Origin of the sequence: Mesorhizobium sp. IMUNJ 23033 (assembly GCF_044778005.1) — a bacterium.
Taxonomy (GTDB): domain Bacteria; phylum Pseudomonadota; class Alphaproteobacteria; order Rhizobiales; family Rhizobiaceae; genus Mesorhizobium; species Mesorhizobium amorphae_A.
Genome location: NZ_JBJACT010000006.1, coordinates 301,826 through 319,948, shown reverse-complemented (window position 1 = coordinate 319,948; position 18,123 = coordinate 301,826). Strand labels below are relative to the sequence as shown.

General features: G+C 64.5%; 22 protein-coding genes and 1 pseudogene. 10 read left to right on the top strand and 13 right to left on the bottom strand.

Annotated features, from left to right (window positions below; translation table 11 throughout):
- A pseudogene (locus tag ACFX5Q_RS10600) lies at nt 1–288 on the bottom strand (peptigoglycan-binding protein LysM); the annotation flags it as partial.
- A gap of 112 nt (nt 289–400) precedes the next feature.
- Here ACFX5Q_RS10600 and ACFX5Q_RS10595 point away from each other — a divergent pair.
- Nucleotides 401–1,012, top strand: a complete 612-nt coding sequence (locus tag ACFX5Q_RS10595; RefSeq protein ID WP_192181264.1) for a TIGR00730 family Rossman fold protein — start codon at nt 401–403, stop codon at nt 1,010–1,012.
- Nucleotides 1,013–1,129: 117 nt separating this feature from the next.
- Here the strand turns inward: ACFX5Q_RS10595 and ACFX5Q_RS10590 are convergent, their stop codons facing one another.
- A complete protein-coding gene (locus ACFX5Q_RS10590) occupies nt 1,130–2,020 on the bottom strand; it encodes a LysR substrate-binding domain-containing protein (RefSeq protein WP_404277437.1) in 891 nt (296 codons plus the stop codon).
- 113 nt (nt 2,021–2,133) lie between these two features.
- Here ACFX5Q_RS10590 and ACFX5Q_RS10585 point away from each other — a divergent pair, with 113 nt between their 5' ends.
- Entirely contained in the window at nt 2,134–2,424 is a 291-nt protein-coding gene (locus ACFX5Q_RS10585) for a muconolactone Delta-isomerase family protein (protein ID WP_404277435.1), read from the top strand.
- 166 nt (nt 2,425–2,590) lie between these two features.
- A complete protein-coding gene (locus ACFX5Q_RS10580; protein ID WP_404277433.1) occupies nt 2,591–3,589 on the top strand; it encodes a transporter in 999 nt (332 codons plus the stop codon).
- Between the two features lie 12 nt (nt 3,590–3,601).
- On the opposite strand, the gene ACFX5Q_RS10575 is transcribed toward ACFX5Q_RS10580, so the two are convergent.
- The 9 genes from ACFX5Q_RS10575 to cysS all read right to left on the bottom strand — a co-directional run bounded on the left by ACFX5Q_RS10575 (nt 3,602) and on the right by cysS (nt 11,272).
- The gene (locus ACFX5Q_RS10575) at nt 3,602–4,288 is read right to left on the bottom strand and encodes a glutathione S-transferase family protein (protein ID WP_404277431.1); all 687 of its coding nucleotides are present in this window, start codon (nt 4,286–4,288) and stop codon (nt 3,602–3,604) included.
- Nucleotides 4,289–4,304: 16 nt separating this feature from the next.
- Nucleotides 4,305–5,234, bottom strand: a complete 930-nt coding sequence (gene rarD, locus ACFX5Q_RS10570; RefSeq protein WP_006202269.1) for an EamA family transporter RarD — start codon at nt 5,232–5,234, stop codon at nt 4,305–4,307.
- Between the two features lie 83 nt (nt 5,235–5,317).
- A complete protein-coding gene (gene cimA, locus ACFX5Q_RS10565; protein WP_404277429.1) occupies nt 5,318–6,940 on the bottom strand; it encodes a citramalate synthase in 1,623 nt (540 codons plus the stop codon).
- Nucleotides 6,937–7,887, bottom strand: a complete 951-nt coding sequence (gene pip, locus ACFX5Q_RS10560) for a prolyl aminopeptidase (protein ID WP_404277427.1) — start codon at nt 7,885–7,887, stop codon at nt 6,937–6,939. Before pip ends, cimA begins: the two co-directional genes overlap by 4 nt.
- Nucleotides 7,884–8,360, bottom strand: a complete 477-nt coding sequence (locus tag ACFX5Q_RS10555; protein WP_404277425.1) for a GFA family protein — start codon at nt 8,358–8,360, stop codon at nt 7,884–7,886. The genes pip and ACFX5Q_RS10555 overlap by 4 nt, the downstream gene beginning before the upstream one ends.
- Complete coding sequence (locus tag ACFX5Q_RS10550) at nt 8,357–8,848, bottom strand: GFA family protein (RefSeq protein ID WP_404277476.1); 492 nt, start codon at nt 8,846–8,848, stop codon at nt 8,357–8,359. The genes ACFX5Q_RS10555 and ACFX5Q_RS10550 overlap by 4 nt, the downstream gene beginning before the upstream one ends.
- 9 nt (nt 8,849–8,857) lie before the next feature.
- Nucleotides 8,858–9,244: a VOC family protein gene (locus ACFX5Q_RS10545; RefSeq protein ID WP_404277423.1), complete on the bottom strand. Its 387-nt coding sequence runs from the start codon at nt 9,242–9,244 to the stop codon at nt 8,858–8,860.
- Nucleotides 9,241–9,645 carry an endonuclease domain-containing protein gene (locus ACFX5Q_RS10540; protein WP_404277421.1) on the bottom strand — a complete coding sequence of 135 codons (405 nt, stop codon included), beginning with the start codon at nt 9,643–9,645 and terminating at the stop codon, nt 9,241–9,243. The genes ACFX5Q_RS10545 and ACFX5Q_RS10540 overlap by 4 nt, the downstream gene beginning before the upstream one ends.
- Nucleotides 9,646–9,823: 178 nt before the next feature.
- On the bottom strand, nt 9,824–11,272 hold the full coding sequence (gene cysS / locus ACFX5Q_RS10535; RefSeq protein ID WP_404277419.1) for a cysteine--tRNA ligase: 1,449 nt from the start codon (nt 11,270–11,272) through the stop codon (nt 9,824–9,826).
- 384 nt (nt 11,273–11,656) lie between these two features.
- On the opposite strand from cysS, the gene ACFX5Q_RS10530 reads away from it, so the two are divergent.
- Nucleotides 11,657–11,812, top strand: a complete 156-nt coding sequence (locus ACFX5Q_RS10530; RefSeq protein ID WP_404277417.1) for a hypothetical protein — start codon at nt 11,657–11,659, stop codon at nt 11,810–11,812.
- A 66-nt stretch (nt 11,813–11,878) separates the two neighbouring features.
- Here the strand turns inward: ACFX5Q_RS10530 and ACFX5Q_RS10525 are convergent, their stop codons facing one another.
- Nucleotides 11,879–12,640, bottom strand: a complete 762-nt coding sequence (locus ACFX5Q_RS10525) for an SOS response-associated peptidase (protein WP_404277415.1) — start codon at nt 12,638–12,640, stop codon at nt 11,879–11,881.
- Nucleotides 12,641–12,752: 112 nt separating this feature from the next.
- Between ACFX5Q_RS10525 and ACFX5Q_RS10520 the strand changes: the two genes are divergently transcribed.
- From ACFX5Q_RS10520 to ACFX5Q_RS10505, 4 genes are all read left to right on the top strand, one after another.
- Nucleotides 12,753–13,187: an NUDIX hydrolase gene (locus ACFX5Q_RS10520; protein WP_404277413.1), complete on the top strand. Its 435-nt coding sequence runs from the start codon at nt 12,753–12,755 to the stop codon at nt 13,185–13,187.
- Nucleotides 13,188–13,229: 42 nt separating this feature from the next.
- Entirely contained in the window at nt 13,230–13,601 is a 372-nt protein-coding gene (locus ACFX5Q_RS10515; RefSeq protein ID WP_404277411.1) for a TIGR02301 family protein, read from the top strand.
- Nucleotides 13,602–13,954: 353 nt separating this feature from the next.
- Nucleotides 13,955–14,212: a hypothetical protein gene (locus tag ACFX5Q_RS10510; RefSeq protein WP_006202258.1), complete on the top strand. Its 258-nt coding sequence runs from the start codon at nt 13,955–13,957 to the stop codon at nt 14,210–14,212.
- A gap of 134 nt (nt 14,213–14,346) precedes the next feature.
- Nucleotides 14,347–15,150 carry a hypothetical protein gene (locus tag ACFX5Q_RS10505; protein ID WP_404277409.1) on the top strand — a complete coding sequence of 268 codons (804 nt, stop codon included), beginning with the start codon at nt 14,347–14,349 and terminating at the stop codon, nt 15,148–15,150.
- 31 nt (nt 15,151–15,181) lie between these two features.
- Here ACFX5Q_RS10505 and ACFX5Q_RS10500 read toward each other — a convergent pair whose 3' ends face one another.
- Nucleotides 15,182–16,513 carry a dihydroorotase gene (locus ACFX5Q_RS10500; RefSeq protein ID WP_404277407.1) on the bottom strand — a complete coding sequence of 444 codons (1,332 nt, stop codon included), beginning with the start codon at nt 16,511–16,513 and terminating at the stop codon, nt 15,182–15,184.
- Nucleotides 16,514–16,595: 82 nt separating this feature from the next.
- On the opposite strand from ACFX5Q_RS10500, the gene ACFX5Q_RS10495 reads away from it, so the two are divergent.
- Entirely contained in the window at nt 16,596–17,456 is an 861-nt protein-coding gene (locus ACFX5Q_RS10495) for a YgfZ/GcvT domain-containing protein (protein WP_404277405.1), read from the top strand.
- Entirely contained in the window at nt 17,456–18,094 is a 639-nt protein-coding gene (locus ACFX5Q_RS10490; protein ID WP_404277403.1) for a hydrolase, read from the top strand. The genes ACFX5Q_RS10495 and ACFX5Q_RS10490 overlap by 1 nt, the downstream gene beginning before the upstream one ends.
- The last annotated feature ends 29 nt before the right edge of the window (nt 18,095–18,123 follow it).

The window sequence follows — 18,123 nt, the reverse complement described above, 5'->3', positions numbered from 1 at the left end:
CGCAGGCGCTGCGGCAGGCGCTGCGGCCGGCGCCGCCGGAGCAGCAGGGGCAGCGGGTGCCGTGGCGTCGGCAGCGGGCGCCGGTGCCGCTGGCAATCGGCCTTCGGTGCCCGCGTCGGCCGGTTTTGTTTCCGCCGGCTTGGTATCGGCCGGCGCAAGTGCAGCGATCTCGGCCGGCGGCGTGTGATTGAGATACGGATCGAGCGCGCCCGATACATAGGCGGTTCCTGCGGCCGCAACTGTCCCACCCGCCGCGAACAGAAACGCCTTCAAAGGATTAATTGCCATATTTCCCTACCCCTTAGCCACCTAACGCCGGTCTAGCCTGTTTTAGCGAGTCCGACAAGAAAAAGCCCGCCCGGGCTTGACCCCGTCTGCCGTCCCTATCACCAATCATCATATGAACACGATTCGATCCGTCTGCGTCTATTGCGGCTCGTCTCCGGGCCGCGATGAAACCTATGCCAAGGCCGGACATCTGCTCGGCCGCTCGCTCGCCAGATCCGGCCTGCGGCTGATCTATGGTGGCGGCACCAAGGGCATCATGGGCGCCGTCGCCGAGGGCGCGCTCAAGGCCGGTGGCAAGGTGACGGGCATCATTCCGCGCTTCCTGATCAACAGGGAAGCAACCGAAACCGCGCTTGACCGGCTCGACGAGCTCGTGATCACCGACAACATGCACGAGCGCAAGCACAGGATGTTCGAAAAATCCGACGCCTTTGTGGCGCTGCCGGGCGGCATCGGCACGGTCGAGGAGATCGTCGAGATCATGACCTGGGGCCAGCTCGGCCACCACCGCAAGCCGATCGTGTTCGCCAACATCAAGGGGTTCTGGGATCCGATGCTTTCGCTGCTCGACCACATGTCGGCCGAGGGCTTCATCCACACGGCGCAGCGGGTCAGGCCGCTGGTGGTCGAAGACCCCGAAGCAATCGTCGCCGCCATCATGGTGGCGGGATCGTCCGTCGACGCGCCGACCGAGGGAGTGCAGTCGGTGATAGACAAGATGTAATAGTAGAGTGAATAGTGAATAGTGAATAGTGAATAGTGAAGTGCAAGATCGCGCGAATCGGAACCTGTCTATCCACTACTGACTACTGACTACCGACTATTCACTATTCACTATTCACTATTCACTATTCACTACTGCCTTCCTCAAATCCCCAATCACTGCCCGTTTGTCCCGCCGCCGCCAGGCGAGATGGATCGAGACGGTGCGCTCGAACCAGGGCAAGTCGCGAAAGACGATCCCGGGCGGGGCTGCGCTTTGCAGGCTGGCCTGCACCGTCGCCAGGCCAAGCCCGGCGCTGACCAGGCCGAGCGAGGTCAGCGGATCGGCCGTCTCGTAGGCGATCTCAGGCATGAAGCCAGCCTTGGCGCAGGCGGCCAGGAACTGGCCGCGGTTGGTATCGTCGGGCTGGCGCACCACGGTGATCCAGGTGCGGCCGTCGAGATGATGCGCAAGGATGTCGGCGACATCGGCAAGCGGATCGCTTTGCGGCATCGCCAACACAAGCGGTTCGCGCCTGACGAGCAACGAGGCAATGTCGGGATCATCATCGGCCGGCGGCGAATAGACGAGGCCGAGGTCGAGCGTGCGCCGGCGCAGCCCCTCGACCTGCGCGGCCGAGCGCTGGCTCATCAATCGCAGATGGAAGTCGGGCCGGTCGCGGCGGAACTGCCTGAGCATGCCGGCGACCAGCCCGGCATGCACCGCGCCCTCGACATAGCCGATGGCGAGACGGCCGGCAGCACCGCTCCCAAGATCGCGGCCAAGCTCCTCCAGGCGCCGCGCACTGGCCAGCAGCGCGCGGGCCTCGGCAAGGAAGGCCTGTCCCTCGGCATTGAGATGAACCCGCTGCTTTGCCCTTTCGAACAAGGCGACGCCCAGTTGCGCCTCGAGCTGCATGATCTGCCGGCTCAAGGGCGACTGCGAGATATGCAGCAGTTCGGCGGCGCGGCCGACAGTGCCGGCCTCAGCCACGGCGACGAAATAACGGAGCTGGCGCAGGTCGAACACTTTTTCTAGGGTAGTCCTCGTGGGTCTGAACTTTAGCCTAATCAGTCTTGGACTGTCTGACCAGTGGCGACGACACTGTCGCCATCCCAAACCGGAAATCACAGGAGACCGCCATGCAATTCTTTGCCCTTCTCACCCGCAACACCGAGAAGTTCAGCGACGCCGATTTCGCCCCGCTGCTTCCCGGCGAAGCCGAGCAACGCCGCACACTCTATGCCGAAGGTGCGGTGCGCCAGGTCTGGAATCGCGGCGACATTCCGGGCAGCGGCATGATGTTCGAGGCCGGCAGCGATGCCGACGTGCGCAGCCATCTCGCCACCTTGCCACTGGTCAGGGCCGGCATGATGGACATTGCCGCGGTCGTGCCGCTCAACCCCTATCCCGGCTTCGGCCCGAAGCGCTGAACAGCATCAAACGGTGCGGTTGGCGGCGCTCGCCGCCGTCGGTCGGCGCCCGCGAGTCTGTGATCGGCTGTCAAGAAACCGTCACACGAAACCGGGCTGCCGCATGCTAGGAATTCGCAGCCTGCCCATGCGGGCTGCCTTGGAAACCTGCATTGGCGAAGCGACCATGAATATCGCTCTCAACCCGGAAGGCAGCGACCTGTCTCCCTACCTGCCCGACGAGCACGGGCTGTTTTTCCTCTATCATTTCACCGCCGAGGGCGTGCGGACGAAGGACGCCCCGCAAGCGCACTGGACCTGGCGCAGCTACCAGCTCTCCGACATGCGCGCGCGCCATGAGATCGTCTCCGAGCAGACCCTGCCGGCACCCGTGCGCGAGGCATTCCTGACCGCCAGCCATGGCTGCCACATCGACCTCGAGGACGACTGGCTCTATGGCGACTTGCCGGATCTGCGCCACGACTATTCGGCGGAGGCGCGCGGGCTCGGCCATTTCCGCTTCGCCCTCAACGAAACGATGCTGATCGGCGCCCGCAAGCAGCCGCTTCAGTCGGTCGATACCATCCGCAAGGCGGTCGAGAACGGCACGCGAAAATTCCGCTCGCCCGCCGAACTGATCGAGGCGGTCATGGGCCAGTCGCTGGACGGCATGGCCGCGGAACTCGGCGGCCTCTCCGAGACGCTCGACGGCATCGAGGACCGCATCGTGTGCGACGCATGGCACAGCGAGCGGCAGGCGCTGGTCGATGCGCGCCGGCAGCTGGTGGTGATCCACCAGCAGATGGCGACGCTGACCAATCTGTTTCGTCACCTGGACCATTCGCATCGCAACGATTTGCCCGACTCGATCAACGACATGGCGACACGACTGTCACATCGTGCCCAGACGCTGCACTATGACGGCGAACAGTTGCAGGCGCGCGCCCGGCTGTTGCAGGACGAGCTGATGGCCAAGCTGACGACGCAGTCGAACCAGTTGCTCTATGTGCTGTCGGTGATGACGGCAGTGCTGTTGCCGATGACCATCATCTCAGGCCTGTTCGGCATGAATGTCGGCGGCCTGCCGCTGGTCAACACCTCGATGGGCTTCTGGGTGGTGTCGGGCGTATCGCTGGTGATCGCCGGGGTCACCTACCTGTTCGTCAGGCGGCTCGGCCGGATGTAGCGCACCGTCCTGCTACGCCGTCGCCCGCAGATCCCTTGTGATGGTGCCGGCGGCGCGGACTTCCGCCTCATGGTCGGGTTCGCGCCATGTCTCGGCAAGGCCTGCTTCATACCATTCACGCATCGCCGGCAGGTCGAGCAATCGCGCCGGATAATCAGCGGCCGCGCCCTCGAAGGACAGGCCGTAGGACTGTGCCCGAAACGCCACCGGGGCAAAGAAGGCATCGACAGCGGTGAAATGGTCACCGGCCAGGAACGGCCCGCCAAAGCGGGCAAGGCCGTCATTCCACAGGTCGCCGAGGCGGAAGAGATCGTGTTTCAGCGCATCGGACATCGCAAACGGCTCGACGCGCAGGCCGCAACTCATCGGGCATAGGTTGCGCAGCGCAGTAAAGCTCGAATGCATCTCGGCGGCGGCCGAGCGCGCCCAGGCCCGCGCCTTGGCTTCGACCGGCCAGACGCCGTGGTGGCGCTCGGCGAGATACTCGGCGATGGCAAGTGAATCCCAAACGGCCCAGCCCTCGTCGACCAGGCACGGCACCCGGCCGCTGGGCGAGAACGGGCGGTACAGGGTCCAACTCGATCCGGTCGGGAATGGTGTCAGCCGCTCCTCGAACGGGATGTCGAGGGTGCGCATCAGCACCCACGGCCGCAGCGACCATGACGAATAGTTCTTGTTGGCGATATGCAGAACGTACATCGGAAACCCCTTGCCCCTACCGAGCTGCCGGTGCCGCCGGCCGGATCTCGCGGCCGCGGAACATCGACCAGCTATACATCGCCAGCGCCGTCCAGATCAGCGCGAAGGCTATCGCCTGGGTGCCGCCAAACGGCTCGCCGAAAACCAGCACGGCGATCAGGAACACCATGGTCGGCGCGATGTACTGCATGATGCCGATGGTGGAGAGGCGGAGCAGCCTGGCGCCGAAGGCGAACAGCAGCAGTGGCACCGCAGTGACCGGGCCACAGCCGATGAGCAGCGCCGTGTCGTTGGCGGTGCTGGAGACGAAATGGTCCTGCCCGGTGGCGATCAGGTAGGCGATGTAACAAAGCGCCGGCACCGAAAGCAGCAGCACTTCGAGCAGAAAGCCCTGGCTCGGGCCGATCGGCAGCGTCTTGCGGAAGAAGCCGTAGGCGGCGAAGGAGAAGGCCAGAGCCAGCGACACCCAAGGCAGCTTGCCGCCCTCGATGGTCAGCACCGTGACGGCGACCGCAGCCAGCACCACCGCCGCGATCTGCAGTCGGTCCAGCCGCTCGCCCAGCAGCACCGCGCCGACCACGACCACCACCAGCGGGTTGATGTAGTAGCCGAGCGCGGTCTCGACGGTGCGGTCGACGGCGATCGCCCAGACATAGATGCCCCAGTTGACCGAGATCAGCGTCGCCGTCAGCGCCGCCATGGCAATGCTGCGCGGCGAACGGATCGCCGCCTTGAAATCGGCGGTGCGACCAGCCCAGACCAGAACGGCGGCGGCGATCGGCACCGACCAGACGATACGGTGGGCGATGACTTCGATGAGCGGCAGATGCGCGACCGCCTTCATGTAGAAGGGAAGCATCCCCCACAGGAGATAGGCACCCAACGCCAGCAGAAAGCCGCGGCGGGCCTTGGCGTCTTCGTCGAGGTGAGCTGTTTCGATTGCCATGGCCCAACGCTATGGCCCAGCGGCCTGCCCAAGACCATCGCAAATTACTGATGGATCAATGGACTTTCGCTGATGGTTCAACCCTACTCCGCCGCCACCAGCCCCGCCATGTCGCGGTTCTTCATCAGCTTGTAGACGATCGAATCCATCAGAGCCTGGAAGGAGGCGTCGATGATGTTTTCGGAGACGCCGACCGTCCACCAGCGAGCGCCGGTGGCATCGTGCGATTCGATCAGCACGCGGGTGATCGCCTCGGTGCCGCCATTGAGGATACGCACCTTGAAGTCGGCCAGTTCGAGGTCGGCGATCTCGTTCTGGTATTTGCCGAGATCCTTGCGCAGCGCGATGTCGAGCGCGTTGACCGGGCCATGGCCTTCCGCCACCGACATCTTCTCCTCGCCGTCGACCATCACCTTGACGATCGCTTCCGAGACCGTCTTGAGCTGGCCGTTGGCGTCGAAGCGGCGCTCGACCATGCAACGGAACGAAGTGACGGCGAAGAACTCCGGCAGGCCGTGCAGCATCTTGCGCGCGAGGAGCTCGAAGGAAGCGTCGGCGCCTTCGTAGGCATAGCCCTCGGACTCGCGTTCCTTGACGACCGCGATCAGCGCGTCGAGCCGGTGATCGTCCCGCGGCACGTTGATGCCGCGCCGCTTCAGCTCGGCGAGGAAATTGGCCTTGCCGCCCTGGTCCGAGACCATGACGCGGCGGCGGTTGCCGACCGCTTCCGGCGGCACATGTTCGTAGGTCGCCGGCTCCTTGGCGAGCGCGGAGGCATGGATGCCGGCCTTGGTGGCGAAGGCCGACGCCCCGACATAGGGCGCCTGCGCTTCCGGCGCGCGGTTCAGCAATTCGTCGAAAGCGCGCGACAGGCGGGAAATGCCGGTCAGCGCTTCGGCCGAGATGCCTGTTTCGAAGCGGTCGGCGAAGGCCGGCTTCAGCGCCAGTGTCGGCACGATCGAGATCAGATTGGCGTTGCCGCAGCGCTCGCCGATGCCGTTCAGCGTGCCCTGGATCTGGCGCACGCCGGCCTCGACGGCGGCCAGCGAATTCGCCACCGCCTGGCCGGTGTCGTCATGAGCGTGGATGCCCAAATGGTCGCCAGGAATGCCAGCCGCGATCACCTTGTCGACAATGGCACGCACTTCCGAGGGCTGCGTGCCGCCATTGGTGTCGCACAGCACCACCCAGCGTGCACCGGCGTCGTAAGCTGTTTTCGCGCAGGCCAGCGCATAGTCGGCATTGGCCTTGAAGCCGTCGAAGAAATGCTCGCAATCGACCATGGCTTCCTTGGCCGCACCGGTCGCCGCCTTGACGGAAGCCTGGATGGACTCGAGGTTCTCCTCGTTGGTGCAGCCGAGCGCGACGCGGACATGATAGTCCCAGCTCTTGGCGACGAAGCAGATGGCATCGGACTTCGACTGGACGAGCGCCGCAAGGCCGGGATCGTTGGAGGCCGATACCCCGGCACGCTTGGTCATGCCGAAGGCGACAAATTTGGCGCTTGCCGTGCGCTTCTGCTGGAAGAAGGCCGTGTCGGTCGGGTTGGCGCCGGGATAACCGCCCTCGACATAGTCGATGCCGAATTCGTCGAGCAGCTTTGCGATGGCGATCTTGTCCTCGACGGAAAAGTCGATGCCCGGCGTCTGCTGGCCGTCGCGGAGGGTTGTGTCAAACAGGAAGAGGCGCTCGCGAGCCATGATCATTTCCCTGCAAACCGGTCGGTCGCCCGGATCAGCCGGTCGAGGATGCCGGGCTCCGAATAGGCATGGCCGGCGCCTTCGATCAGGTGGAAATCCGCCTTCGGCCAGGCCTTGTGCAGCGCCCAGGCGTAGCGCGCCGGGCACGGCATGTCGTAGCGGCCGTGGACGATGGTGCCGGGGATATCCCGGAGCTTGTACGCATCGCGCAGCAGTTGCCCCTCCTCCAGCCAGCCGGCATGGACGAAGTAATGGTTCTCGATGCGGGCGAAGGCGACGGCGTAGTCGTCCTCGCCAAACTTGCCACTGGTTTCCGGCTCCGGCAACAGCGTGATCGTCTCGCCTTCCCATAGGCTCCAGGCAAGGGCGGCCTCGACTTGGCGCTTGCGATCGCTGCCGACCAGCCGCTTGCGGTAGGCGGCCATCATGTCGCCGCGCTCGGCTTCGGGGATCGGTGCCAGGAAGCGTTCCCACTTGTCGGGGAACATCTCAGAGACGCCGAACTGATAGTACCATTCGAGTTCGGCGCGGGTCAGCGTGTAGATGCCGCGCACGACCAGTTCGCTGACGCGATCGGGATGCGTCTCGGCATAGGCGAGCGCGAGCGTCGAGCCCCAGGAGCCGCCGAACACCAGCCATTTGTCGAAGCCGCACATTTCGCGCAGCCGCTCGATGTCGGCGACCAGGTGCCAGGTGGTGTTGGCCTCGAGCGAGGCGTTGGGCGTCGACTTTCCGCAGCCGCGCTGGTCGAACAGGACGACGTCGTAGAGCTTTGGATCGAACAGGCGCCGGTGCTTTGGCGATATGGTGCCGCCCGGGCCGCCATGCAGGAACACCGCGGGCTTCGCGCCCCTGGTGCCGGAGCGCTCCCAATAGACCTGGTGACCGTCGCCGACATCGAGCATGCCGGACTCGTAGGCCTCGATCTCGGGATAGAGGGTCCGCAAGCTCATAGTTTCAGGCCCTGCTGCGGCCAGTTGGCCGTCTCGTGATCCGGATGCTGGAAGGAGATGATCTGCTCCTGCCTCGCGTAATAGTCGGGGTCGTCGTGGACCGGCGCCTCGAAGATCTTTTCCACCCAGGGCAGCCGCGCGGAATAATTGACCTGGATCTGCGGCGCGAGATCCGAGCGGTCATCGAAGGCGCCGATGGCGATCTCCAGCCCGCCTGGCTGGCGGTAGGTCAGCGGCGTGCCGCAACGAGCGCAGAAGCCGCGATCGATGTTGACCGACGACTGGAAGTAGCTCGGCTCCTCATGGGTCCACTCGACGCCGTCCTTCGGCACTGTCACCAGGGCGCCGAAGAAGGAGCCGAACTGCTTCTGGCACATGCGGCAATGGCAGATGGACGGGCGCCCGAGCGCCCCCTTGATGCGGAAACGCACGGCGCCGCATTGGCAGCCGCCTGTTCGAACGGTCTCGGTCATGATCTTTCCTCCGGCGGCCATTGCTCGGTGTCGTGGTCGGGATGCTGGTAGGAGACAAGCTCGGCGAGATAAGGGGCGGACGAGATGTCGGCCGACGTGTCCTCGCCCGGCAATTGCGGGATGGCGTCGACATAGGGCAGCTTTGCCTCGATGCCCCACTGGATGGTCGGCGCGATGCCGGCCGGATCGTCGAAGGCGGCAATCGCCAGCGCCATGCCGTCGGGCGCCTCGAATGTCAGCGGCGTGCCGCAATCGGCGCAGAAGCCACGGCAGGCGGCATTGGATGAGCGGAAGCGCTTGGGTTCGCCGCGCGTCCAGTCGACCTTGGCGCCACGCACCGACACCAGCGGCAGGTAGAAATTGCCGCTTGCCTTCTGGCACATGCGGCAATGGCAGATCGAGGCATCGCCGAGCGTGCCCTCGACGCGGAAGCGCACGGCGCCGCACTGGCAGCCGCCTGCGTAGACCGGCCGGTTGTCGAGGCTCATCATGGCCCCTCACTCCGGATCATGGCAGACGGCTTCGACATTGTTGCCGTCGGGATCGAAGACGAAGGCGCCATAATAGTTCGGGTGATAGTGCGGGCGCAGGCCCGGCCCGCCATTGTCCCTGCCGCCTGCGGCAAGGGCCGCGGCATGGAAAGCATCGACCTCGGCACGGCTGCGCGCGGTGAAGGCGACATGCTGGTGGTCCCTGGGCCTATCCTTGCCGGTGCTCAGCCAGAACACCGGCCGGTCCCGGCCATAGCCGCCGACCTTGGCGCCTCCGGTGTATTCTTCGGGCACCATGTAAAGCAGCGAGGCGCCGAGCGGCGCCATCGCCTTGTCGTAGAACGATTTCGACGCGTCGAAATCGGAAACGGTGATGCCGAGATGGTCGATCATGGGACGAGTTCCTCCGATGCGGTTTCCGGCATTTCGGCGCCGGCCAGGCCGGCCGCGATGACGATGTGCTGGCAGACATTGTCGATATCGCGGATGACGTCGTCGTTCCAGAAGCGCAGGATGGTCCAGCCGAGCGCTTCAAGCTTGACGGTTCGCGCGGTATCAGACGCCGAGACCTCAGGCGAAGCGTGCTGGGAGCCATCTAGCTCAACGACCAGTTTTTTGTTGGGGCAGGCAAAATCGACGATGTAGCCGGCTATCGGCATTTGACGTCGAAACGCCAGCCCCATGAGGCGGTGTGCGCGCAGCTCATTCCAGAGCTTCAGTTCGGCGTCTGTCATTCGCTTGCGCATCTTGCGCGCATTGCCGCGATTGAGGGGAGATACGGGATAATGGCTCATCGCGAGGCGCCCCCCTCTGTCCTGCCGGACATCTCCCCCTCAAGGGGGGAGATCGGCAGTTGCGCCGGCAGCGCCCAATCATCAATGTCCGCGATTGGCGAAGGCGACAGTGAAGTCCAATCTCCCCCCTTGAGGGGGAGATGCCCGGCAGGGCAGAGGGGGGTGCTTGGCACCCCCCTCACCGCTTTACCTCCCAGGTCGTCACGCGTTCACCGGTGGCAGGATCCTTGCCGTCCTTCAACTGCACGCCTTGCGCCAGAAGCTCGTCGCGGATGCGATCGGCTTCGGCCCAGTTCTTGGCGGCGATCAGTTCCAGGCGCCTGGCAATGGCTCTGGCGATCGCGGCCTCGTCGACCTTGGCCGCACCGACATCGAAGCCGAGGAAGGCAAGGGCAGCCTTCAGCGAAGCGGCGGCGGCGTTGTCGTCTCCGCCGGCATCGAGTGCCTCGTTGGCAAGCTGCGTCAGCCGCTGGAAGGCGGCATAGGTGGCGAGATCATCCGACAGCGCTTCCACGACTTCGGCCGGCAACTGAGGTGCCACTTCCGGCGCGAGATCCGCCGCGCGCTTCCATTTGCGCAGCGTGTTCTCCGCCTCCTCCAGCTTGCGCACGGAAAAGTCGATCGGCTCGCGGTAATGCGTCATCAGCATTGCCAGCCGCAGCACCTCGCCCGGCCATTTGCGGCCGCCGAAGGTCTCGGTCTCCAGCAGTTCGTGGATCGAGTAAAAATTGCCGAGGCTCTTCGACATCTTCTGCCCCTCGACCTGCAGGAAGCCGTTGTGCATCCAGATGTTGGCCATGACATCGGTGCCGTGGGCGCAGCGCGACTGGGCGATCTCGTTCTCATGGTGCGGGAAGATCAGGTCGAGGCCACCGCCATGGATGTCGAAGACCTCGCCGAGATAAGCGGCGGACATGGCCGAGCATTCGATGTGCCAGCCCGGACGTCCCCTGCCCCACGGACTGTCCCAGCCCGGTTCTTCCGGCGAGGACAGTTTCCACAGCACGAAATCGCCGGAGTTCTTCTTGTGCGCGTCGACGGCGATGCGGACGCCGGCCTGCTGCTCGTCGAGATTGCGCTTCGACAACTGGCCGTAATCGGGCATCGAGGCGGTGTCGAACAGCACTTCGCCCGCCGCGACATAGGCATGGCCACGCTCGATCAGGCGCTCGATGAGCGTGATCATGTCGGCCTTGCCGTCGGCACGCGGCTCGACGAATTCAGTGGCGCGCGGCTCGACCGTCGGCTCCAGGCAGCCGAGCGTCGCCACATCCTTGTGGTACTGGTCGGCGGTCTTTTCAGTGACCCTGCGGATCGCCTCGTTGAGCGAGAGCTTTCCCGAAGCAATCTCGTCGCCGAAATCGCGCAGCGCACGCGCATTTATCTTGTCGTCGACATCCGTGATGTTGCGCACATACGTGACGTGGCTTCCGCCGTAGAGTTGGCGCAGCAAACGGAACAGCACGTCGAAGACGATCACCGGCCGCGCATTGCCGATATGGGCAAAGTCGTAGACCGTCGGGCCGCAGACATACATGCGCACGTTCAGCGGATCGATCGGGACGAAATCGTCCTTGGTCCGCGTCAGCGTGTTGTAGAGGCTGAGGCCCTTCGATGCGTCAGACATGCGTGCCTTCCCGGTCCGTTGGTTTCTGGATTGGCTTGCGCCGAGGCGCAAACCGATTCCAGCCTGCTGGCCGGGGCGTTTGTCCAATCTGGGGAAAGATGAGGCGAAAACGTCCGGACCAGCGCGAGGCTAGCCAATAATGCAAATGCCACAAATGGCGAAAAACGTTTTCATGCGCGGCTTTATCGCCTTGCCCGGTGTTGCCGTCAAGTCGCAACATCGGCCAAAAGAGTCGGTGGATCACAGGAAATGAGGCACTGAAACATTTTATTAAACATGTCGGCACAGTCATGAAACATTCGCCGGCTAGGTCACCAGACGTCACGATTTGGTCGGAATCGGCCATCAAACGCAGACACGGAAATGTTACCAGGGAAGAGAGCAATGCCCCGAACCAAGCAGGAATCCAACCGCGCCAAGCAACCGGCGCTCGCCAGCCACTACCGCGCAATCGGCCCGGCCGCTATCGTCGCCGCCCTTCTCCACACCGCGAAGAAGAAGAAGCCGGCGCAGAAGATCATATCGCCGCGGGCTGCCTGAACAGGCATGCAGCCGGCGCCGAGCGCCGGCAATACAGGCGTTGAAGCGCGCAAATAGCCGCTTCTTTTAGAACAAGGTCATTTGACTGTCGTCCGCGCCGGGCTTCTGGCGCCTGACCTTTTCGGGCTCCGGCCCGACAACGCCCCGCTCCTGAATCTCCGGTCCGGTGTTGGCGACCTTGTTGACGAGGTCGGAAACAGGAATCGCTTCGAAGAAATCGGGCCGTGCGGGCTTCAGCAGGTCGGCCACGTCGCGCGGCTCCTGGGTGCGGCAGTCCAGCCAGCGGTCGAAATCCTCACGCGAGATCACCACCGGCATGCGGTCGTGGATGTGGGCGATGTTGGCATTGGCTTGCACGGTGAGGATGGCGCCGGTGTCCATCTCGGAGCCGCCCGGCTCGGCACAGGTCTCAACCAGCCCGGCGAAGGCGACGAGCCCGCCATGCTTCGGACGGATCCAGTAAGGCTGGCCCTTTTTGCCGGCAGTTTGCCGCCACTCGTAAAAGCCCGAAGCCGGCACCAGGGCGCGGCGATGGCGCATGGCGGCTTTGAATGAGGCCTTTTCCACCGCCGCTTCCGAGCGAGCGTTGAACAGCAGCGGAAACTCCCTGGTGTCCTTGACCCAGGCCGGGATCAGCCCCCAGCGCACCAGCATCGCCTGCCGGTTCGGTAGGTTCGAGCCTGGTGCACGCGGCGGTCCTGCAAGCGTCATCAGCACGGGCTGCGTCGGCGCGATGTTGTAGCGCGCCGGAAAATCCTCCAGTTCCGCCAGGCCGAGAAGAGCGGCGGTCTGGTCCGGCGTCGCGGTCAAGGCGAAGCGTCCGCACATTGGCAAGCCCGTTGAATTGATCAGACGCGAAAGTGGCGATGGAACCGGCGTTGCGCAACCGCTAAAGCTGTTTGCTTCCTGCTGGTCCACAAGGGCTGCAGATCGAGGATTGATGGACGAGAAGCGAAAGACACTTCCAGCAGTCTCGGTTGCCGTCGTGCGCGGCGACACGGTGTTGCTGGTCAAGCGGGCAAGGCCGCCCTCGCAAGGGGCTTATGCCTTTCCGGGCGGCAAGGTCGAGCCCGGCGAGACGCTTGCGCAAGCGGCGGCCCGCGAATTGCTCGAAGAGACCGGGCTGCTGGCCGAGGACTATCGTCCGCTGCGCGAAATCCACATCGACGGCAGTGGCGAGAACCACCCGGTCGACTATCTGCTGACAGTGTTCGGCGCCACCCATGCCGGCGGCGAAGCGATGGCCAGCGACGATGCCGAGACCGCTGCCTTCTATACGCTCGACGACATGGCCGCGTTGCCGCTCGCAGGCTCGGTGTTTGCCGTGGCGGAACAGTTGCTCGGCGCCAGCAAGGGTGCTGGCGCCCGGCCATGAGAATCGTCTTGCGGGCGACAAATTGTTTGGCCACAAAGCCTGATGATCCGTGCCTCGCTGTTTCTCGCCGCATGCCTCGCCGCCAGCACCGCGGCGCGGCCGGCTTTAGCCATCGAGGCGCCGTTCGAGCCTGGGCTGATGCGGCTGGCGGAAGTTCTGGGTTCGCTGCACTTCCTGCGCAATTTATGCGGCGAGAAGGGCGACCAGTGGCGGGTCGAGATGGAAAGGCTGCTCGAATCGGAAAATCCCGATCCCGAGCGGCGCGCTCGCTTCATCGCCAGCTTCAACCGCGGCTACCGCTCCTTCGGCGGCACCTACACGCAATGCACGGCGTCGGCGATAGAAGCCATCAGCCGCTACACCAAGGAAGGCGAGACGCTGACGCGCGACATCGCCTCGCGCTACGGCAACTGACCGGCATCCGAGTCGCTGTCCCGTTCGCTACCAACAGGCTTTTCACCGCTCCATGCTTGTGTCCACCGGCGTCTTGGTGCAATCCTGATGTTGCACTTCTGCAACTATATTAACGAAACGTTAGCGCGCAGATGTGGAATTAACTCAAACTGAAGGTTTTGATGCCGCTCGCCGGTCTAATCGGCTAAGTTTGAAAACGATCGAAGGCAGGTTTTTGCAACGCGACGGACTTTGTAGAGCACGACCAAAAAAATGTCGTATTTACAAACAGTTACTAAGACCTGCGCATGAAAGGGACAGCCCAAGCCTGATCCGCATCCACGGATCGCCGCTTGAAAAGGGTGGACATTGCAATGGAACATGCCGTCAACGACATCGACGCGTTGGTCAGGGAAGAAAAGCGCCTGACTGCCGTGGAAAGCCACAGCGAGGCCTGGGCGGAAGGGTTGTCGGCCGGAATCGAGCCCGAGATCATTGCGGAGGCGGCGCTGGAAACCGCTTTCGGCGAGATGCTGCGCGCCAATGGCGAGACCTCGGCCCTTGCCCTGCTCGACCGCATGCGTGAAAAGGTGGTCGCTGGCGCTTTCGAGCCGGAGCGGCTGCGACACTAGACGCCACGCGTCCCTTAAACGACGTACGGTTCTTTGACGACGGCGCACCGTTTGGGCATCATGCCCGGAACAGCCGGACACGCTCGGGGGCGCTTGAACAGCCCGGAAAGCCGGGCATCATGGAGATGCAGGCGGTGAATTTTACGATCTCAGGCCAGCCGCGCGGCCTGGTTTACAGCATCTGGCTCGCCGCTTTCTGCGCCGCGGTTCCGCTGGCGCTCTGTCTCACGACCGGCCCGGCTCACGCGCTGAGCGAAATCAAGCGCGAGGAGCTTCCCTCACCCGTCACACCACCCGCCGACGACGACATGGCCCCACCCGGAAGCGCCGTGCCGGCGCCCGATCCGCTCGGCACGACCCCGCCCGCAGCCAGAGAGCCGACGCCCGCCGACGAGCCCGAAAAGAGCGAGCCTGAGGGACCGGCGAACGATGGCGGCGTGGCCAACCCGCGCACCGACCCGGATACGCCCCCACCGGAAGTCGTCTATGACCTCACCAGGCTGCCCGAGCCGGTCAGGCGCATGCACGACCTGATCGTCGAGGCCTGCCGGAGCGGCGACGTCGAAAAGCTCAGGCCGCTGATCGGCACGGGCGATCAGATGACGCAATTGTCGCTGGGCGACATCGACGGCGACCCGATCGCTTTCCTCAAGGGGTTGTCCGGCGACGGCGAGGGGCAGGAGATCCTGGCCATCATGGAAGAGGTGCTTAGCGCCGGCTACGTCCATGTCGATGCAGGCACGCCGCAGGAGCTCTATGTCTGGCCGTATTTCTTTGCCCTGCCGCTCGACAAGCTCGACGCCAAGCAGCGCGTCGAGCTGTTCAAGATCGTCACCGCCGGCGACTTTGACGGCATGAAACAATTCGGCGCCTACATCTTCTACCGCGTCGGCATCACGCCGACCGGCCAGTGGATGTTCTTTGTCGCCGGGGATTGAGTGGCTCGCCCTGCCCCTTTGGGAAGGTAGCCTAGCCCTGCAGCGCCTCGGAAAATTCCACCGCCCTGCCCTGGCTGGGCGTGACGATCTCGCCTTCCCACATAACGCGGCGGCCGCGCACGACGGTGCCAACCGGCCAGCCGGTCACTTCTCTGCCATCATAAGGCGTCCAGCCGGCCTTGGAGCCGGCCTGCGCATTGGTGATGGTCTCCCGGCGCTTCAGGTCGACGATGGTGAAATCGGCGTCGTAGCCGGCGGCGATGCGGCCTTTCCTGGCCATGCCGAAGATGCGCTGCGGACCGTGGCTGGAGAGATCGACGAAACGCTGCAGGGTCAGGCGGCCGGCATTGACGTGGTCGAGCATGATCGGCACCAGCGTCTGTACGCCGGTCATGCCCGATGGTGAGGCCGGATAGGATTTTGCCTTTTCGGCCAGCGTGTGCGGAGCGTGGTCGGAGCCGAGCACGTCGACGATGCCTTGCTGAATGCCATGCCAGACGCCGTCGCGGTGGCGCGCGGCGCGCACCGGCGGGTTCATCTGGATCAGCGTGCCCAGACGCGCATAGTCGTCGGCAGCGAGCGTCAGGTGATGCGGCGTCGCCTCGCAGGTCGCGACGTCCTTGTGCTGTTCGAGGAACAGGATTTCTTCCGCCGTCGAGATATGCAGCACATGGATGCGGGCGCGTACCTGGCGGGCGATGTGCACCAGGCGCTCGGTGCAGCGCAGCGCCGCGATCTCGTCGCGCCAGATGGGGTGCGAGGACGGGTCGCCTTCGATGCGCTCACCCAACCGCTCGCGCAGGCGGAACTCGTCCTCCGAATGGAAGGCCGCGCGGCGGCGCGTGTTGCTGAGGATCGCGGCGACGCCCTTGTCGTCCTCGACCAGCAGATCGCCGGTCGACGAGCCCATGAACACCTTTATGCCGGCCGCGCCCGGCAGCCGCTCGAGCTCGCCCACGTCGCCGGCATTGTCACGGGTGCCGCCGACCCAGAAGGCAAAGTCGCAATGCATGCGATCGGAAGCGCGGCGCACCTTGTCGGCAAGTGCTGCCTCGTTGGTGGTGAGCGGGTTGGTGTTGGGCATCTCGAAGACGGCAGTGACGCCGCCGAGCACCGCCGCGCGCGAACCCGTCTCCAGATCCTCCTTGTGCTCGAGTCCCGGCTCGCGGAAATGCACCTGGCTGTCGACGACGCCGGGCAGGATGTGCAGTCCGCGACAATCGATCGTCTCGCCGGCGGAGGCCTGGCCGAGATCACCTATTGCGGCTATGCGACCGTCCTTGACGCCGACATCGCGAAGACCCTCGCCGTCATGGTTGACCACCGTGCCGCCTGTCAGGATGAGATCGTAGGTGCTGGCCATGGGCGTCCGGTCTCTTGCGGGGGGAGTGTCGTCGGCTTACGTAAAGGCCGACCGTTTTGCAAGATCAGGCTTTTGTCCACCCATGCCCATTGCCCTGCTGAAAGACCGCGAGCTCATATCCGTGTCGGGCCCCGATGCCGAGCATTTTTTGCAGAACATCCTCACCACCGACCTTGATGTGCTGGCTGCTGGCGAGGCCAAGCCAGGCGCGCTGCTTTCGCCGCAAGGCAAGATCCTGTTCGATTTCCTGATCTCGCGTGCCGGAGAGGATGGCTTTGTCCTCGACTGCCGCACTGACGTTGCCGACGATTTCGTACGCCGGCTGATGCTCTACCGCTTGCGTGCCAAGGTTGGGATTGCCAAGGCCGATCAGACGCTTGTCAGCGTCGCGTGGGGAAGTGATTCAATCGCTTCACATTCTGATTCAACCGAAGTTTCCGACACGCGCTTCCGCGACATTGCCGTCAGGCGCAGATATGGCAGCGCGGCCGAGGGTGGCGATGCCACGGCATGGCAGGCTCTGCGCATCGCCCACGGCATTGCCGAAAGCGGCAGCGACTATGCGCTCGGCGATGTCTTTCCACATGACGTGCTGCTCGACGAGACCGGCGGCATCGGCTTCAAGAAAGGCTGCTATGTCGGCCAAGAGGTGGTCTCGCGCATGCAGCATCGCGGCACCGCCAGGCGCCGCGTGCTGATCGCCTCCGCGCAAGCTCCCCTGCCCGGCCCGGGCACCGAGCTGACGGTGGCGGGACGGCCGGTCGGCGCGCTCGGGTCGACCGAAGGCACGGCAGGCCTCGCCATTGCCCGCATCGACCGCGTCAAGGCAGCACTCGACAGCGGCCAGCCGGTCATGGCTGGCGACGTCGCGGTGACGCTCGCCATACCGGCTTGGGCGAAGTTCGGCTTCCGGCAGGATGCCGTCGGCGCGGAGGAGGCCTGATGGCGGCCGACCGCGCCGGGGCGCCGCCACGCGCCTGGCAACGTATGCTGTCGGGACGGCGGCTCGACCTGCTCGACCCCTCGCCGCTCGACATCGAGATATCCGACATCGCGCACGGGCTTGCCCGCGTCGCCCGCTGGAACGGCCAGACCAGCGGCGAGCATGCTTTTTCGGTCGCCCAGCATTCGCTGCTGGTCGAGGCGCTGTTTTCCGAACTGATGCCGGCAGCTTCGGCCGGCGCCCGGCTGGCGGCGCTTCTGCACGATGCGCCGGAATATGTCATCGGCGACATGATCTCGCCGTTCAAGTCGGTGATGGGCGGCTCCTACAAGGACTGCGAGCTGAGGCTGCAGCGCGCCATCCATCAGCGCTTTTCGCTGCCGGCCGAACTCGGTGCCGGCTTGCGCAAGGAGATCAAGCGCGCCGACCAGATCGCCGCCTATTACGAGGCGACGCTGCTTGCCGGCTTCTCCACCCGCGAGGCGACGGAGTTCTTCGGCCGCCCGCGCGGCTTCAACGCCGACCGCTTCGATTTCACGCCACGCTCGGTGACCTGGGCGCAGGCCGCATTCCTCAAGCGGTTTTCGGCGCTCGAAACGAAGTGTCAGGCAATGGTTACCGTGCATTCGGCTGACTGAACGAACGCTAAATTAACCGGCGCCTACCA

Coding starts and splice junctions, on each gene's coding strand:
- ACFX5Q_RS10595 (WP_192181264.1), top strand. CDS start 401: ATGAACACGATTCGATCCGTCTGCGTCTATTGCGGCTCGTCTCCGGGC.
- ACFX5Q_RS10585 (WP_404277435.1), top strand. CDS start 2,134: ATGCAATTCTTTGCCCTTCTCACCCGCAACACCGAGAAGTTCAGCGAC.
- ACFX5Q_RS10580 (WP_404277433.1), top strand. CDS start 2,591: ATGAATATCGCTCTCAACCCGGAAGGCAGCGACCTGTCTCCCTACCTG.
- ACFX5Q_RS10575 (WP_404277431.1), bottom strand. CDS start 4,288: ATGTACGTTCTGCATATCGCCAACAAGAACTATTCGTCATGGTCGCTG.
- rarD (WP_006202269.1), bottom strand. CDS start 5,234: ATGGCAATCGAAACAGCTCACCTCGACGAAGACGCCAAGGCCCGCCGC.
- cimA (WP_404277429.1), bottom strand. CDS start 6,940: ATGATCATGGCTCGCGAGCGCCTCTTCCTGTTTGACACAACCCTCCGC.
- pip (WP_404277427.1), bottom strand. CDS start 7,887: ATGAGCTTGCGGACCCTCTATCCCGAGATCGAGGCCTACGAGTCCGGC.
- ACFX5Q_RS10555 (WP_404277425.1), bottom strand. CDS start 8,360: ATGACCGAGACCGTTCGAACAGGCGGCTGCCAATGCGGCGCCGTGCGT.
- ACFX5Q_RS10550 (WP_404277476.1), bottom strand. CDS start 8,848: ATGAGCCTCGACAACCGGCCGGTCTACGCAGGCGGCTGCCAGTGCGGC.
- ACFX5Q_RS10545 (WP_404277423.1), bottom strand. CDS start 9,244: ATGATCGACCATCTCGGCATCACCGTTTCCGATTTCGACGCGTCGAAA.
- ACFX5Q_RS10540 (WP_404277421.1), bottom strand. CDS start 9,645: ATGAGCCATTATCCCGTATCTCCCCTCAATCGCGGCAATGCGCGCAAG.
- cysS (WP_404277419.1), bottom strand. CDS start 11,272: ATGTCTGACGCATCGAAGGGCCTCAGCCTCTACAACACGCTGACGCGG.
- ACFX5Q_RS10530 (WP_404277417.1), top strand. CDS start 11,657: ATGCCCCGAACCAAGCAGGAATCCAACCGCGCCAAGCAACCGGCGCTC.
- ACFX5Q_RS10525 (WP_404277415.1), bottom strand. CDS start 12,640: ATGTGCGGACGCTTCGCCTTGACCGCGACGCCGGACCAGACCGCCGCT.
- ACFX5Q_RS10520 (WP_404277413.1), top strand. CDS start 12,753: ATGGACGAGAAGCGAAAGACACTTCCAGCAGTCTCGGTTGCCGTCGTG.
- ACFX5Q_RS10515 (WP_404277411.1), top strand. CDS start 13,230: ATGATCCGTGCCTCGCTGTTTCTCGCCGCATGCCTCGCCGCCAGCACC.
- ACFX5Q_RS10510 (WP_006202258.1), top strand. CDS start 13,955: ATGGAACATGCCGTCAACGACATCGACGCGTTGGTCAGGGAAGAAAAG.
- ACFX5Q_RS10500 (WP_404277407.1), bottom strand. CDS start 16,513: ATGGCCAGCACCTACGATCTCATCCTGACAGGCGGCACGGTGGTCAAC.
- ACFX5Q_RS10495 (WP_404277405.1), top strand. CDS start 16,596: ATGCCCATTGCCCTGCTGAAAGACCGCGAGCTCATATCCGTGTCGGGC.
- ACFX5Q_RS10490 (WP_404277403.1), top strand. CDS start 17,456: ATGGCGGCCGACCGCGCCGGGGCGCCGCCACGCGCCTGGCAACGTATG.